The organism is Aurantimonas sp. C2-5-R2 (assembly GCF_036549495.1).
Taxonomy (GTDB): Bacteria; Pseudomonadota; Alphaproteobacteria; order Rhizobiales; family Rhizobiaceae; genus Aurantimonas; species Aurantimonas coralicida_A.
The window spans coordinates 1-16,118 of the sequence record NZ_JAZHLJ010000037.1 but is presented as its reverse complement, the minus strand read 5'-3'; the positions used below and the strand labels follow the sequence as shown (position 1 = coordinate 16,118).

Here is a 16,118-nt window from a genome sequence, read left to right as displayed (position 1 = left end):
TCGGACCCGTGACCTCTGCCTTCGGAGGAGCCCGCAGACTTCCTTGCGAGAGCGGGCGGGATCGGTTAGGGAGAGATCGTCCGCGCGCCGATGTCCCTTGCGGGACGTCGCCCGCGACCCGGGCACCCGTAGCTCAGCTGGATAGAGCGCTGCCCTCCGAAGGCAGAGGTCACTGGTTCGAATCCAGTCGGGTGCACCATAAGGCTCTGATCTTGCAGGGCTTTCGTATCCGGAGAATTTTTTTTCTGACTTTCATCCTTGCTTGGTTGCGAAATCGTCGGCCGGTGGGAAACCTGGATGCAGCGTTGTAGGCAGCCAGGTCGGAAGAGTTCGATCTGGCGCTTCTGGATGTCAACATCGGCCTACATACCGTCTATCCTGTGGCCGACACCCTCAAAGGGCGCCACGTGCCGTTCGCGTTCATGACGGGGCATGACAGCAAGAATTGCCGGAATCGTATCGGAATCTTCCGAGCATGACCAAGCCCTACGTGGCCGAAGATGTACACCGCGCGTTGACGGGTCTGGTGGCAAAGCGCCTTTAGGGACCAAGATATCCCAACAAGTGAATGTCTACTTCCTTGTGCCAGGATGTACCGGCTAAATTAACGGCTGGAAGCCGCCGCTCGCCTTTCGCGCAATGCTACGCCGAATTCCGGTTTACCTGGTCAACGCCCGATCGATCGGAAAGATGCAGATAGTCCGGGGTGAAGTCGGCGAACCGCATCAGCTGTTCGAAGTCGTGGATTATTGCGCGCTTGTTCTGGACGGTCGCGAGATCTTTGTCGCGGAGGTTCATCAGCATGTGATTGGTGTGGACAATGGAAAGGCCGAGCGTGTCGGCAAATTCCTCCTGCGTGATCGGCAGATCGAAAGCACCGTCGGTGACGCGTCCGACGGCGGCCAGCCGTGTCGTGAGTTCGCAGAGAAGGTGCGCTATCCGAGTCTCTGCCGGCCGTTGTCCCAAGCCAACGATCCATTCCCGCAAGACCGCCTGATCGACGAGAGTGGCCCACCAGAGGGCACGGGTGATGGCTGGATGGTTGTCGGTCAGATCCATAATCGTCTCGCGAGGAATATCGACAATGGTGCAAGGCGAGAGTGTCACGATGCTGTGGTCCATACGTCCAAGGATCGCGACATGCAGATCGCAGAAGTCCCCTGGAACGAGAAAGGCCATGATCTGACGCTCACCGGTCGGCAACAGCTTGTAACGGCAGGCGAAGCCTTCCATCACCAAGCGCACACAACTTGGCCTTTCTCCCTCTCGGATCAGATGCTCCTTTCGGGGGACCTGTCGCCGCTTCTGCGACGTCCTTTCCAAAATGCGGCGATGGTCGTCCGTGAGATTGGCGCCGTATTCGAGCTTTTGGATAAGCGGATTGGTCATGCTGCCTTCTTTCGCGAGGAGCGCCCCGCTCGGCAGTTGAGCGTGCCTTAAGGCATATTGCCAGGAGACGTTGTCAGCCTCGTCGAGACAGCGGCCTCTTCTTCGAGCCTGCGCGCCGTGTCGGCCAATCCCTGCCAAGCGATCCGGGACTGCTCGAACCGTCCCTTTGCACCGGCAAGCTTCGTCTGCTCAATCTCCTCGGCTGCATCGTCGGCGCGGGCCTGATAGAAAGCGCTCGAGATTTTCGACATGTAGCTCACCTTCCAAAGTCACTCGCCTGAAGGACACATAGGGCGGCCGAGTGGGATAGTAATGATGGCTTAATGGCAGAACCCACACGAAAGCGGCGCTCCACGAGGAGCAAAACCGCATCTCCGTCGTCAGCTCACCCGAGGGAGCCGGATTCCGCGCTTCTTCAAGGCGCCCAGCTTGGCCCTTCGTGCGTCCCGTCTGCCCACCGGATAGGAGGGCCGGATGCAAAGACGGTTCAACTAGCTGAATCTCCCCTCTGGCTTTTCACCTGCATTCCTTGCTCCCGATCGCCCAGCGCGCGATAAGCAGGTAAATCCGGTAAGCCGGCGAGATACCAAACCCCGGAGAGCGTTTCTTGCGAGCCTTCGACGTCAAGATCTGCGGCTTGTCGACGCCCGCGACCATCGCGGCGGCGCTTCAGCGTGGCGCCAGCCATGTCGGCTTCGTGCATTTCGCCAAGAGCCCGCGCCATCTCGACGTCGAGGCGATGGCGGAGCTCGTCGGTTCCGTGGCGGGGCGCGCCGAGACGGTCATCGTCACGGTCGATCCGGACGATGATCTGGTCGCGCGTTTCGCGGCCGAGATGCGGCCGGACTGGCTGCAACTGCACGGCAAGGAAAGCCCGGAGCGGGTCGCCGCGATCAAGGCGTCGACCGGCCTCAAGATCATGAAGGCGCTGCCGGTCGCCGAGGCCGCCGACCTTGCCGCGATCGCCGATTATCTCGGCGTCGCCGACCGCCTGCTGCTGGATTCCAAGCGGCCGAAGGGCTCCAGTCTTCCCGGCGGCAACGGCATCGCTTTCGACTGGCGGATTCTCGCCGGCCTTGACCCGGCTCCGCCCTACATGCTTTCCGGTGGCATCGACGCCGACAACGTCGTCGATGCCATCCGCATCGCGCGGCCGTCCGGCATCGACGTGTCGTCCGGCGTCGAGAGCGCGCCCGGCGTCAAGGATGTCGGTCGCATTCATTCCTTCTTCGACGCGCTGGATCGCCTCCGCATGGACGAGCCGGCGAGAAAGGCCCGTGCCTCGTGAACCAGCCGCTGACCCCGAATTCGTTTCGCGCCGGTCCCGACGAGGACGGCCGCTTTGGTCATTTCGGCGGGCGTTTCGTCGCCGAAACGCTGATGCCGCTGATCCTCGATCTGGAAGACGCTTGGAAGGCGGCGAAGGTCGATCCGGCGTTCAAGGCCGAACTCGACAATCTCAACACCCATTATACCGGCCGGCCGTCGCCGCTCTATTTCGCCGAGCGGCTGACCGAAAGGCTTGGCGGCGCCAAGGTCTATTTCAAGCGCGACGAACTGAACCACACCGGCTCGCACAAGATCAACAACTGCCTCGGCCAGATCCTGCTCGCCAAGAAGATGGGCAAGACGCGGATCATCGCCGAAACCGGCGCCGGCCAGCATGGCGTCGCGACGGCGACGGTCTGCGCCCGCTTCGGCTTTCCCTGCGTCGTCTACATGGGCGCGACGGATGTCGAGCGGCAGTCGCCGAACGTCTTCCGCATGAAGCTGCTCGGGGCCGAGGTGATCCCCGTCACCGCCGGCCACGGCACGCTCAAGGACGCCATGAACGAGGCGCTGCGCGACTGGGTGACCAATGTGGATTCCACCTATTACCTGATCGGCACGGCCGCCGGCCCACACCCCTATCCAGAACTGGTCAGAGAGTTCCAGAGCGTGATCGGCCAGGAGGCGAAGGAGCAGATGATGGCGGCCGAGGGCCGGCTGCCGGACCTGCTGGTCGCCGCCGTCGGCGGCGGCTCCAACGCCATCGGCCTGTTTCACCCCTTCCTCGACGACAAGGACGTGGCGATGGTCGGCGTCGAGGCGGGCGGCAAGGGGCTCGACGGCGAGGAACATTGCGCCTCGCTGACGGCGGGGTCGCCCGGCGTCCTGCACGGCAACCGCACCTATCTGCTGCAGAACGAGGACGGCCAGATCAAGGAAGGCCACTCGATCTCGGCCGGGCTCGACTATCCGGGCATCGGGCCGGAGCATTCCTGGTTGAAGGATACCGGTCGGGTCGAATATGTCCCGATCATGGACACCGAGGCGCTGGATGCCTTCCAGATGCTGACCCGCGTCGAGGGCATCATCCCGGCGTTGGAGCCGGCCCATGCGCTCGCGGAAGTCATCAAGCGCGCGCCGAAGATGGGCAAGGACAAGATCATCTTGATGAATCTGTGCGGTCGCGGCGACAAGGACGTGTTCACGGCGGCCAAGCATCTGGGCGTGGAGCTGTAGTGTGAGTGAGGAACCGACGCGGCTGCAACGTCATCGCGAGGCGTTGGCTGCACTAGAAAACAGAGACGAAATATCGCTGAAATCAAACCAAATCATAGGCTTGTTAGCCTATCTCAGCGCGAATGCAGCATTTCAGCAGCGTACGATTACGGCTCTTGCGGCGATGGCACTTGGAGAAATTTCTCCAAAAGAGATCGAACAGTTGATTGCGTCTGCGGAGCAATCCACAGCGGCCTTCGACTATTTTGTCGAAGAGTTAGCGGGGACTCGATCTGATGAGTGATGTACCGCAGAAAATCAGGCAGGTCTTTGCGGATAACGACAGCCCTGACGATGCCAGGGTGCTCCTAAAGCGTGTTGAAACACATTTTAATCGTGGAGGCAGCGATGGTGGTTCGGGAGGTGATGGCATGGAGCCACGCGTAGCCAAACTCGAAGCCAGTGTTGCTCATATCGAACGCGACGTCACGGAGTTGCGCACCGATATGCGGGACGTACGCGACCGACTCTCGCGGATCGAGACGCGGGTGGACCATTTGCCCAGTAAAGGATTCGTAGTTTCGAGCGTTATTCTGACGCTGGCCATCCTCACGGCGGTCATAACCTTTCAGGATCGAATTCAGCAATTCGTTCGGCAACCACTAGCCTCGGTGCAATCGCCAACCAGCCAACCGGGCTCGCCATGACCGCAATCGTCGAAATCCACGTGACCTGCCCGACGCTCGAGGTCGCGCGCGAATTGTCGCATGGGCTTCTCGACGGCCGGCTTGCCGCCTGCTGCAATATCGGCAAGGAGGTGGACAGCCGCTATCTGTGGCAGGGCAAGAAGGAGCGGCACGACGAATGGCCGTTGACGATCAAGACCCGTGCCGATTTGTTCGATGCTTGCTGCGAGGCGATCCGCACGCATCATCCCTATGAGACGCCCGCGATCGTCGGTTTTGCTGTCGACCATGTGGACGTGGCGACCGCCGAGTGGATCGCCGAAGTGACAAGAGCCTGAGATGACCACACGCATCGAAGACCGATTCCGCGCGCTGGCCGAAGAGGGGCGTCCCGCCCTCGTCACCTTCGTCATGGCGGGCGATCCGGACCATGACACGGCGCTCGAGATCGTCAGGGCGCTGCCCGGCGCCGGCGCCGACATCATCGAGCTTGGCATGCCGTTTTCCGACCCGATGGCCGACGGTCCGGCGATCCAGAAGGCCGGCTTGCGCGCCCTGAAGGCCGGCGAAAGCCTGAAAAAGACCCTGGCGATGGTCGGCGCCTTCCGCGAAAGCGACACGACGACGCCGCTGATCCTGATGGGCTATTTCAACCCGATCTACGTCTACGGCGTCGAACGCTTCGTCCAGGACGCGCTGGCCGCCGGGGTTGACGGTCTGATCGTCGTCGATTTGCCGCCCGAGATGGACGACGAGCTCTGCCTGCCGGCTCTCGACAAGGGCCTCAATTTCATTCGCCTCGCGACGCCGACCACCGACGACAAGCGCCTGCCGGCGGTTTTGAAGAACACCTCCGGCTTCGTCTATTACGTGTCGATCACCGGCATCACCGGCTCCGCCGCGCCCGACGCCACGAAGGTCGCGGCCGCCGTCGGACGCATCAAGGGCCACACCGACTTGCCGGTCTGCGTCGGCTTCGGCGTGCGCAGCGCCGAACAGGCTCGCGAGATCGGCCGGGCGGCGGACGGCGTCGTCGTCGGTTCCGCGCTGATCAACGCCCTTGAGGCGTCGCTGACCGACGGCCGCGCGGGAGCAGGCACGGTAACGGCGGTCACCGATCTGGTGCGCGATCTCGCTGGCGGCGTTCGCGCCGCCCGTCTTGCGGATGCCTGACCGCGCGACCATCTGCGAACAACCCTTGTCAATCGGAACAGCCGCGCCGTGAACTGGATCACCAACTACGTCCGCCCCAAGATTTCCAGCCTCCTCGCCACGCGCGAGGTGCCGGAAAACCTTTGGATCAAGTGTCCGGAGACCGGCGAAATGGTCTTCCACAAGGATCTGGAGGCCAACCAGTGGGTGATCCCATCCTCGGACTTCCACATGCGCATTCGCGCCAGGGACCGGTTGAAGAGCTTCTTCGACGACGGTGTTTTCGAGACGATCGAACTGCCGAAGGTGGCGCTCGACCCGCTGAAATTCCGTGACTCCAAGCGCTATGTCGATCGCCTGAAGGAGTACAAGGCCAAGGCTGAGATGGACGACGCCGTGATCGCGGCGCGGGGCGCGATCGAGGGCCTGCCGATCATGGCGATCGTCCAGGATTTCGCCTTCATGGGCGGTTCGCTCGGAATGGCGGCTGGCGAGGCGATCATTCGGGGCTTCGAGACCGCGATCGCGGAAAACCGGCCGCTCGTCCTGTTCGCGGCCTCCGGCGGGGCACGCATGCAGGAGGGCATCCTGTCGCTGATGCAGCTGCCGCGGACCACCGTCGCGGTGGAGATGCTCAAAGAGGCCGGGCTGCCCTACATCGTCGTCCTGACCAACCCGACGGCCGGCGGTGTGTCGGCATCCTACGCGATGCTGGGCGACGTCCATATCGCCGAGCCGGGCGCGGTGATCGGTTTCGCCGGCGCCCGCGTCATCGAGCAGACGATCCGCGAAAAGCTGCCCGAGGGGTTCCAGCGGGCCGAGTATCTCATGGCCCATGGCATGGTCGACATGGTCGTCCATCGGCACGAACTGAAGGCGACGATCGCGAATTTGGCCAAGCTGTTGACCAAGACGCCCGTCGATATGGCGGCGCGCATCGAGGATGAGGCGGAACCGACAGTCGAGCCCGAGACTATGCCGTCCGAGCCGCAGCCGGCCGCCTGAATCAGTTTTGCATCCGCTCATGCTCTCGCGTAATTCTCATCCATGACCACGACCTCACTGGCCACGACAGAGATCGAGTCCCTGATGCTGAAGCATCCGAAGGGCTTTGACCTGTCGCTCGACCGTATTCGCCGTCTGCTCGCCGATCTTGGCGACCCGCAAAACCGTCTGCCGCCGCAGATTCACATCGCCGGAACCAACGGCAAGGGATCGGTCACGGCCTTTTGCCGGGCGATCCTGGAGGCCGACGGCCGGGCGACTCACGTCCACACCTCGCCGCATCTGGTCAATTGGCATGAGCGTTATCGGATCGGCCGCTACGGCCAGCCCGGCGCGCTTGTCGACGATCGGCTTCTGGCCGACGCCGTCGTGAGGGCCGCGGCCGCCAATGGCGGGGAAATGATCACCGTCTTCGAGATCCTGACGGCGGTCACCTTCCTGCTGTTTTCCGAGCAGCCGGCCGATGTCGCGCTGATCGAGGTCGGCCTCGGCGGACGCTTCGATGCGACCAACGTCCTGGAAAAGCCGGCCGCGACCGTGATCACCTCGATCTCGCTCGATCACCAGTCCTATCTCGGTGATCGTGTGGAGCTGATCGCGGCGGAAAAAGGCGGCATCATCAAGCCGGGCGTGCCGGTCATCGTCGGTCAGCAGGGCGAGACGGTCGCGCTGGACGTGCTCACCGCGATGGCCGATCGCGCCAACGCGCCGGTGCTGGTCTATGGCCAGGACTTCTTCGCCTATGAGGAGCATGGCCGGCTCGTCTATCAGGACGATACGGGGCTACTCGACCTGCCGATGCCGCGGCTTCCGGGCCGCCATCAGCTGATCAACGCGGCGACGGCGATCGCCACGCTCCGCCATGCCGGCTTCGGCCCGAGCGACCAGGCGATCGAGACGGGTCTGTCGAATGTGGAATGGCCGGGCCGCATGCAGCAGATCGCTTCGGGTCCACTCTATCGCGCTGCCTTTCCGGGCTCCGAACTCTGGCTCGACGGCGGCCACAATCCCGGCGCGGGGTCGGCGATCGCCGAAACCCTCGCTGACATGGAGGAACGGGTTTCGCGACCGTTGTTCCTCATTGTGGGGATGATCAACACTAAGGACCCGATGGGGTTTTTCGCGTCCTTCGCCGGGATCGCCCGGCATGTCTTCACCGTGCCAGTCGAAGCGTCCGACGCGGGCATCGATCCGAACGAACTGGCCGAGGCGGCGATCGCTGCAGGGCTCGACGCAGAGCCCTGCGCGACGGTTGAGGAAGCCATCCGCCTGGTCTCGTCGGCCTGGGACAGCGACCGGGCGCCGCGCTTTCTCGTTTGCGGCTCGCTCTATCTGGTCGGGGACGTGCTGGCTCAGAGCGGCCTCGCGCCGCGCTGAGGACCCCGGCCCGCCGGCGCCCAGCGGGCATCGTCGTGGAAGCATGGCCGCTTCGGAGGGCGAGGCGGCCCGGTCGATCGTGGAAAGAGAGGGAGAGGACAATGGAGATCAAGCGTCGCGGGTCAGTACCGACCCGGCGGGTGCCGGCCAGCTATTTCACCGGCACGGTCTGGCAGGACCCGATCATCGAGGCGCCGGAGCCGGCGCGCCTGCGGGCGGTCGTGGTGATGTTCGAACCGGGCGCCCGCACCGCGTGGCACACCCATCCGCTGGGACAGACCCTTTATGTGACCGCAGGAACCGGCCGGTTCCAGACTTTTGGCGAACCGGTCCAGACGATCGGCGCGGGCGACGTCATCTGGATTCCGCCCGGCGAAAAACACTGGCATGGCGCCGGGACGGAAACGATGATGACCCACATCGCCATGCAGGAGGCGAAGGACGGCGTCGCCGTCGACTGGCTGGAGCATGTCAGCGACGAGGAATACGCCGCGGCCTGACGTCGCGTCGAACAGAACCGCTACATGAAAAAAGCCCGGACAATCCGCCCGGGCTTTTTTCTGATTCACGTGAAACGCGCGAGGTTGGGGACGCTCAGGCGGCGCCCTTGATCCAGTCGACGAGCTTCGACTTCGACTGCGCGCCGACCTGGACGGACGCCGGCTCGCCGTTCTTGAACATCATCAAGGTCGGGATCGAGCGGACGCCGAACTGAGCGGCGATGTCCGGGTTCTCGTCGATATTGACCTTGGCGATCCGGACATTGTCCATTTCGTTGGAGATTTCCTCGAGGCTCGGCGCGATCATCTTGCAGGGGCCGCACCACTCCGCCCAGAAGTCGACGACGACGGGCTTGTCGCTCTCCAGAACGTCGGTCTTGAAATTGTTGGTGTCGATCTTTGTCGTGGCCATCAAGCGGCTCCCAAAATCCTTGTTCGAGACACAGGTAGAAGGGGTGGTCCGCCAAATCAAGCCGGCGGTGCATCCTCTTGACGCTGCGTTGCGGCGGTGGCGACGGTGCTGCGCCGCGCGATGAACGCGTCCATGAGGCTCGGCGCGAGCGCGATCAGCAGCGGCGCCTCGGTAAACACCAGCGCGGCCTCGATCGCATGGGCGGGATAGAGCGGCTTCAGCAGCTCGCGATAGAGCGCCAGCTGCAGGATGTAAGCCGGCGCGACGGCGTCCAAAGTCCGGGGCGGTGGGCGATTGGTCTTGTAGTCGACGATCAGGACCTTGGTGTCCGTCACCGCCAGCCGGTCGATGGTACCGTTGACGCGATAGGTTCGGCCACCCAGTGAAATGTCGCCCGCGACCGAGATCTCGGTCCGGCTGCCGGCCGCGAAGATCGGGGCGAAGGCCTGCTCCGCCATCACGCCAAGCGCCGATCCGATCAGCTGATCGTGATCGCGCGAGCTCATCTCGGGGGCGCCGAGCGTCACATAACGGCGTGCCGCTGCCTCCCGTTCGTCGGGCGCGATGTCGGGCAGTACCTGCAACAGCTTGTGGACGATAAGGCCGCGGCGAATCGCGAAAGAGGGCTCGCCCGAACGGCCGGACCCTTCGCCCAGCACCGGCGAGACGAAGGCTTGCGCTTCGCCAGCCGCCAGCGTGTCGGAACTGAGCTCCGCTGCATCGCCGACCGAGGATGGCGAGAGCGGTCGTGGCGGCAGGATCTCGGGCGGCAGCGGCGACAGGTCGAGCGGCCTCGGCGCTGCTCCCCGATCGGTGCTCGCGGCCGCCAGCTTGTCACCGGGGCCGCGCGAACCGAAGCGCCATGCGGTGACCCCGCCCTCGGCGTCCGTCACCTCCTCGCAATCCTGCCGCAGCGCCGCCTGGACCCGCTGCAGCCAGGAATTCTCGTTGGGGCCGCGCACGCCGGCGACGCCGCAGACGACGAGGCGGTCTGCCGCGCGGGTCATGCCGACATAGAGCAGCCGCCGGTATTCCTCTTCGGCGCGGGTCTTCTCCGCCTCCTTCAGACCCGCGATGGCGTCGTTTTCGAGTTCCTTGGCGGCGCGCCAGAGGAAGCCCGGCGCCTGGCCGGGATAAAGCCCCGGCATGCCCAGCCATTCCATCAGCCGCGCCCCGTGGGCGTGGGAAAACGGCGCGGAGCCCGGATCGACCAGGAAGATTACCGGCGCTTCCAGACCCTTGGAGGCGTGGGTCGTCATGATCCGGACCTCGCCGCGGCCCTGCTCCATCTCGCGCTTGATCTGCGGCGGGTCGGCGGAAAGGGTCGCGAGAAACGCGTCGAGGCCGGTCTCGCCCGCCTCCTCGGTGCCAAGCGCGAGATCGAGAAAGGCGTCGATGACCTCGCCGGCGTCGGCGCCGAGCCGCGCGGTCAGCCGCGCCCGTCCGCCCTCGGGGCCGAGGAGGCGCGCATAGAAGGCGAAGACCGTCTCGAAGCCGGCGCGGTCGCGTAATTCCTCCAGCTGCGCCAGCGCCGCCCGCGCCTTGGCCATGAAGGCGGCCGTCGTTTCCTTCGGCACGAAGTCCGGAAGGCGCGCCGTGCCTGTCTCGCCGCACAGGCGCCGCAGCCCGAGCGACAGCGGCTCGCGCGGCTCCCGCGACAGCGCGAGCGCCATCAATTCGTCGTCGGAAAACCCGAAGAACGGGCTCTTGAGCACTTCGGCGAGCGACAGATCGTCATCGAAATTGACCACCGCGCGGCCGAGCGCCATCAGATCCTTGACGGCGATATGGTCGGTGATCACCAGCCGGTCGGCCCCGGCGACGGGAATGTCGGCGTCCCGCAGGGCTTTGGCCATCGCCTCGACGAAGCCGGAGCGCTTGCGCACCAGGATGATGATGTCGCCCGCCGTCAGCGCCCGCCGCTTGCCCTTGTGGACGATCGGGTCGCCGAGCCATTCGCCGATCTGCCCGGCGATCCGCCGCGCCAGACGGTTGCTCGGGGAATTCTCCGGTTCCTCGTCGACCGGTTTCAGCCAATCGCGCGGCTCCTCACGCTTTTCAGCCTGATAGACCGGCCAGATTTCGACCAGCCCCGGCCCGTCGTCGCGCGCCGTCTGGTGCGTCGGAGGAAGGTCGTCGGAGGACAGGCCCTGACGGTTGTCGGCGTCGGCAAAAACGCGATCGACCGCGTCGAGCACATCCTTCGCCGCGCGGAAGGACTGGGTCAGCCGCACCGCCTCGAAGCTTGCCAGCGCGGCCTGCGCGCGCCCGCTCATCGTCCGCTGCTCTTCGGCGAACTTCGCCGGATCGGCACCCTGGAAGGAATAGATCGACTGCTTCTCGTCGCCGACGGCAAACACCGTCCGGGCGACCTCACGGCTGCCTTCACCGGCGAAGAACTCGTCGACCAGCTGGCGCATCACCTGCCACTGGCGGGGACTGGTATCCTGCGCCTCGTCGATCAGCACATGGTCGATCCCCTGGTCGAGCTTGTAGTGGACCCAGGCCGAGGCCTCGGCGCGGGTCAGGAGATCGGCGGTCCTGACGATCAGATCCTCGAAATCGAGCTTGCCGCGCCGGCGCTTGAGGATGGCGTAGTCGCGCTCGAATTCATCGGCAATGACCAGCGCCGCCGCGCTCGCCCGGAACAGACGAACCGAGGCGAGGCGGTTTTCCATGGAGAGCACATGGTCCGCGAGCTGCTGAAGGCGGTCGGCGAAATCCTCGAAGAAATCGGTGACCCATTTTGTGGCGACGCTTCCCGGCTTGTAAGGCCCGCCGTCCTTCTTGAGGCAGACCGTGCGCAGCGCCTCGAAGCGCGCCGCATCGGTACCGGGATCGAGCAGCGCATTCAGCCGATCGACCAGCTTTTTGTCGGTCGCTTTCGGGCTGGATTCGGCGACCGTCAGGACTTCGCGGCAAAACGCTTCGTCGAAACCCGGAGCGGGAACGGCGTCGGCCAGGATCGCCGCTTCGTCCTCGTCCGGCGCAAGGCCTAGCGCCGAACGCAGCAGGGCGAGGGCGCCATCGAGGCCGCCGGCCGCGTCGATGTGCCGGCGGATCGCGTCGCGCTTGCGGACGATCTCGCCGATCAGCTGATCGAGGCCCCACTCGCCGGCCAGCGACAGGGCCGTGGCAAAGGCTTCGCCGAGCGGGAGCGCCTCATTGGCGTCGTCCTCGGCGCGGCTTGCGCCGGTGATCAGCCGGCGGCGGGCCTCGCCGAGCAGAGCGGCGCTCCCGGCGTCGTCGAGCACCTCGAAATGGCCGGGAACGTTCGCCTCCAGGGGAAACTGATGCAGGATGGACTCGCAGAAGGCGTGAATGGTCTGAATCTTCAGCCCGCCCGGCGTTTCAAGCGCTTCTGCGAACAGGCGCCGAGCAGCACGAAGCCGGGCGTCTGACGGCGGTGTGCCATCGAGCTTGGCCAGTTCCTCACGCAGCGCGGCGTCCTTAGCTGTCGCCCATGTCGCCAGCCGGCCGAACACCCGTGTCGACATCTCGGCGGCCGCCGCCTTGGTGTAGGTGAGGCATAAGATCTTCGACGGCTCCGCTCCGGCGAGCAACAGCCGCACCACCCGCTCGGTCAAAACGTGGGTCTTGCCCGAGCCGGCATTGGCCGACACGAAGACCGAGCGGCTCGGATCGGCGGCGATCTGTTGCAGCCGGCTGGTCTCGGCGATTCCGACAAACTGGCTCATGACGTCGCCTCGCCGGTCTCGTCCGCCCCGATCGACCATTCCTGCGCCCGCGCCAGATGGTCGTAATCGCCGGAAAAATCGCCCGCCAGAAACGGCCGTGTGCGCGAGGTGAAGGCTTTCGCCTCGTCGCGGAAGGCGGCGACCAGCGCCCGGAACTTCGCCAGCGCCTCGTCGGAGAGGGCGTCCGGGTCGACCGGCTCGCCATTGCGCCCGCCATCGGTGGCGAGCCGGTCCTCCGTCAGCGCCCGTTCGCGCAGCCGGACATAGACGAGGTCGGAAATCCGCGAGACCTTTCCCGCGTCCGCGAAGGCGCCGAGCTTGGCCATCGCGCCCTCCAGCGGCAGCTGCGGGGCAAGCAGGGCGCGGGCCTGGGACACCGAGGGATTGGCCCCGGTCTTGAAATCCAGGATCTCGACCGAGCCGTCGGTGAGGAGATCGATGCGGTCGGCGAAACCGGTCAGCCGCGTCGACAGATCGGTGAAGTCGAAGCGCCCGGCGGCCTCCGCGTGGCGGGTGGCGACCCGGTCCGCACGACCACGCTCCCAGACGATGTAGTTGTCCGCCAGCGTTTCCATGCGCGGCCACCACACCGCATCGATGTCGGCCGGCAACGCCTCGGCGTCGAAGCGCTCGCGGGCAATCGCGAGGAGCCGCGCCACCGCGTCTTCGGCCAGCGGGTCGTTGCCGTCGATGACGAAACGGGCGAGAATCTCGTGATAAAGGCTGCCGCGCTCGGCCGCGTGCGGGTCGCGCATCAGATCGGGCAGAGGCTCCAATCGCAGGATCTTGCGCGCGTGGATCGCATAAGGATCGCGGATCAGCGTCTCGACATCGGTGACCGAATAGCGTGTCGGGCGGTCGGCGAGCGGCGGTCTGGGTTCCGGCCGGCTTGCGCGCGGCACCGGCGCCGCGACGTCGAGCTGGCGCGCATGGGCGAGGAACGGCGCGCCTGCTTCCCGCAGCCGCGCCGCGCCCTCGTCCCCGGCGAGCGTCAGGATCCGCTGCAGCCAGCGCGAGGCGATCGCCGGGGCGCCGCCGGAGCGCCGGGATCGCGACAGGACGACGCGCTTTGCCCCCATCGCCATCCAGAAATCATGGGCGGCGAGGCCGATGCGCCGCTCCGGCGGATCCAGCGCGATCTCCCGGCGCATCAGCCGCGACAGGAAGGCGCCGCTCTTCGCCCCCGCCGGCCAGCTGCCCTCGTTGAGGCCGCCGAGCAGCGCCGTGTCGACGCTCTGCAGCCGTGCTTCCAGCGCGCCCCAGACGAAGGCCCTGGCGGACAGGCCGCCGCGCGGTTGCACCGTCTGACCGGCGATCAGCGCCGCCATGACGTCGCCGAACTCTCCCGAAGCGAAGCCGAAACCGGTCTGTGGCGCCTGCACCAGCTCGGCGAGGAAGTCGGTCAACGCGCGGCCGGCCTCTTCCGCATAGAGCTCCGAGGCGTCGCCCTCGGCGTCGGCGGCGAGGGCTTCCAGACACCGGGTGAGCGCCACCGCATAGGCCGCGATCTCGCGCTCCTCGCCGCCGCGCAGCGCCGTCAGCGGTTCGAGCGCGCGTTCCAGATGGTCGGCCATCCTCTGCGCCAGATCGCGTTCCGCCTCGGGCAGATTTTTCACCGGCCGCGCCACGTGGCTGTCTTCCTCGACCGCCGCCCGCCGTTCGCGCATGATCGTGCCGAGCCGCGCCCCGTCCGCCACCCCGACCGAGCCGCGCAGCGCGATCATCTCGATCGCCCGCGCCGCGCGCCGGGCCTCGCCGCCGCCGAGGCCGAGCCGGGTGAGCGGGTGCTTGAGCAGCGAGACGAGCGCGATCGGATCGCCCGGCGACAACGCCACGGCGATGGTGGTCGCGAGCAGGGTCCCCGGCGCCGTCGCGGCAAGCGGGTTGCCGGCGGAATCATTCGCCGCGATGCCGAAGCGCGACAGCTCGGCGACGACGCGGCGGGCAAGATTGCGGTCCGGCGTGATCAGCGCGGCGCGCGCTCTCGGGTCGGTCAGCGCGTCGCGCATGGCGACGGCAAGCGCCAGCGCCTCCTCGCGGGCATCGCCTGCCTCGATCAGGGAAAGGCCGGCGAGCGCCTCGGGACCGTGCCGGGCCGCCGCGCCGCTCCAAGCGTCCGTGGTTTCGGCCGGGCGCAGGGCGTCGGCGAGAAAGGCCTCGCGCGCCGCCAGCGCCGGATCGAGCCCGTCCCCGAGATGATCGACACTCTCCGGCGGCCGGGAAAAGCGGGTCAGGATCGTCTTCAGCCCGTATTGCGGATGGCCCGGCGCGGCGACCGAGGCGGCGCGCGAGATCGCCGCGAAGGTCTCCGGCTCCAGATGCCGGTCGAGGCCGGGCAGCACCAGCGCGCCGTCCGGAAGATGGGCGATGGCGTGCATCAGGTCGAGCGTTGCCGGCGCCGTCGCGGTGGAGCCGGCCAGGATCACCGGGCCGCGCGCGCCGCCGCTGCGCAGCCGCGCGGCTTCGGCGCGGAGCCAGGCGTTCTTCGCCGCCGCCTCGCTGACCTGGCCGGTGGCGGCCAGCGCTTTCGGCCAGGCCTCGGTGACGATCGACAGGAAGGTCAGCGTCAGCCGCCACCAGTCGGCGAGGGCGTCGGGCGCGAGCGTCGCCAATTGCGACAGCGAGGTGCCCTCGGTCTCGACCTCGTCGATGAGCGCGCCGAGATCGCCGGCCAGCCACAGCGCGTCGGCGGCCGAGACCGGCAGCACCGCGTCTTCGCCGATCAGCGCCTGAAAGGCGCCCCGGTCGGTCATGGCGCGCCAATGCCGGGCGAGGCGGGCGAGATGGAGCCGGCGTTCCAGCGCCCCCATCGCCGGCTCCAGGCTCGGTCCGGCGGGCGAAAACAGGCCGGTGTCGTCACCCTCGCCGATCGGCCGGATGGCGGGCAGGATGGCGCTTCCGCCGGCCCCGGCCCCGTCCTCTAATGACGACCGCGCCCCGATCGCCGCGGCGAATTCGGACGCCAGCGCCCGCGCCGCGCGGCGAGTGGGGACGTAGATGGTCACGTCCGCCAGCGCCAGCGGCGCGCCGTCATAGCGAAACGACGGCACCAGCTGGCCGCCCAGCAGCGCCTCGGCCAGCGTGGTCAGGAAGGGCCGGCCCGGCGGGATCGAAAGGATGCGCGCGTTCATCGCGGCAGACTAGCGGGGATGGGGATGATTCGTGAGGGGGTGGGGCGATCTTGGGGGGGCAGCTTCGGGCCGATAGCGGACTAGCGGCTAACGAACCTGCATCGGGAGTAGCTGCCATTCGCTAAATCGAGCGGTAACCTGAGTGGCAAGCCATCTGTCGGAGATGCTAAGAAACAACCCGTGGACGGCGTCTATCCCTCCGTGCCAATGACGATGAGACATCGACCACCCGGGAATTTACCCTTGAGGGCGCAGGTAACGTATCGACATGGTAATGCCCCAGA

13 protein-coding genes and 1 tRNA gene are annotated in these 16,118 nt (G+C 66.2%); 10 read left to right on the top strand and 4 right to left on the bottom strand.

Annotated features, from left to right (window positions below):
- Positions 1–122: 122 nt before the first annotated feature.
- A tRNA-Arg gene (locus VQ044_RS15375) sits at positions 123–199 on the top strand.
- Positions 200–642: 443 nt separating this feature from the next.
- Here the strand turns inward: VQ044_RS15375 and VQ044_RS15370 are convergent.
- Positions 643–1,527 carry a Crp/Fnr family transcriptional regulator gene (locus tag VQ044_RS15370; protein WP_327648108.1) on the bottom strand — a complete coding sequence of 295 codons (885 nt, stop codon included), beginning with the start codon at positions 1,525–1,527 and terminating at the stop codon, positions 643–645.
- A 469-nt stretch (positions 1,528–1,996) separates the two neighbouring features.
- Here VQ044_RS15370 and VQ044_RS15365 point away from each other — a divergent pair, with 469 nt between their 5' ends.
- The 9 genes from VQ044_RS15365 to VQ044_RS15325 all read left to right on the top strand — a co-directional run bounded on the left by VQ044_RS15365 (position 1,997) and on the right by VQ044_RS15325 (position 8,593).
- A complete protein-coding gene (locus tag VQ044_RS15365; RefSeq protein ID WP_327648106.1) occupies positions 1,997–2,677 on the top strand; it encodes a phosphoribosylanthranilate isomerase in 681 nt (226 codons plus the stop codon).
- Positions 2,674–3,894 carry a tryptophan synthase subunit beta gene (gene trpB, locus VQ044_RS15360; RefSeq protein ID WP_327648104.1) on the top strand — a complete coding sequence of 407 codons (1,221 nt, stop codon included), beginning with the start codon at positions 2,674–2,676 and terminating at the stop codon, positions 3,892–3,894. The genes VQ044_RS15365 and trpB overlap by 4 nt, the downstream gene beginning before the upstream one ends.
- Position 3,895: 1 nt before the next feature.
- Entirely contained in the window at positions 3,896–4,177 is a 282-nt protein-coding gene (locus VQ044_RS15355; protein WP_327648103.1) for a hypothetical protein, read from the top strand.
- The gene (locus tag VQ044_RS15350) at positions 4,170–4,580 is read left to right on the top strand and encodes a hypothetical protein (protein WP_327648102.1); all 411 of its coding nucleotides are present in this window, start codon (positions 4,170–4,172) and stop codon (positions 4,578–4,580) included. The genes VQ044_RS15355 and VQ044_RS15350 overlap by 8 nt, the downstream gene beginning before the upstream one ends.
- Positions 4,577–4,897, top strand: coding sequence for a divalent-cation tolerance protein CutA (gene cutA / locus VQ044_RS15345; protein WP_327648101.1), 321 nt, complete (start codon positions 4,577–4,579; stop codon positions 4,895–4,897). Before VQ044_RS15350 ends, cutA begins: the two co-directional genes overlap by 4 nt.
- Position 4,898: 1 nt before the next feature.
- A complete protein-coding gene (gene trpA / locus VQ044_RS15340; protein WP_327648099.1) occupies positions 4,899–5,732 on the top strand; it encodes a tryptophan synthase subunit alpha in 834 nt (277 codons plus the stop codon).
- Positions 5,733–5,780: 48 nt separating this feature from the next.
- Entirely contained in the window at positions 5,781–6,716 is a 936-nt protein-coding gene (gene accD, locus VQ044_RS15335; RefSeq protein WP_327648097.1) for an acetyl-CoA carboxylase, carboxyltransferase subunit beta, read from the top strand.
- 42 nt (positions 6,717–6,758) lie between these two features.
- Positions 6,759–8,093, top strand: coding sequence for a bifunctional folylpolyglutamate synthase/dihydrofolate synthase (locus VQ044_RS15330; protein ID WP_327648095.1), 1,335 nt, complete (start codon positions 6,759–6,761; stop codon positions 8,091–8,093).
- Between the two features lie 101 nt (positions 8,094–8,194).
- A complete protein-coding gene (locus tag VQ044_RS15325) occupies positions 8,195–8,593 on the top strand; it encodes a (R)-mandelonitrile lyase (RefSeq protein ID WP_327648094.1) in 399 nt (132 codons plus the stop codon).
- Positions 8,594–8,687: 94 nt separating this feature from the next.
- Here VQ044_RS15325 and trxA read toward each other — a convergent pair whose 3' ends face one another.
- Genes trxA through addB form a run of 3 tightly spaced genes read right to left on the bottom strand, consistent with a single transcriptional unit; the run spans position 8,688 to position 15,834 of the window.
- Positions 8,688–9,005, bottom strand: coding sequence for a thioredoxin (trxA, locus tag VQ044_RS15320; RefSeq protein WP_327623593.1), 318 nt, complete (start codon positions 9,003–9,005; stop codon positions 8,688–8,690).
- 56 nt (positions 9,006–9,061) lie between these two features.
- The gene (gene addA, locus VQ044_RS15315) at positions 9,062–12,703 is read right to left on the bottom strand and encodes a double-strand break repair helicase AddA (RefSeq protein ID WP_327648093.1); all 3,642 of its coding nucleotides are present in this window, start codon (positions 12,701–12,703) and stop codon (positions 9,062–9,064) included.
- The gene (gene addB / locus VQ044_RS15310; RefSeq protein WP_327648091.1) at positions 12,700–15,834 is read right to left on the bottom strand and encodes a double-strand break repair protein AddB; all 3,135 of its coding nucleotides are present in this window, start codon (positions 15,832–15,834) and stop codon (positions 12,700–12,702) included. Before addB ends, addA begins: the two co-directional genes overlap by 4 nt.
- Positions 15,835–16,118: the final 284 nt, after the last annotated feature.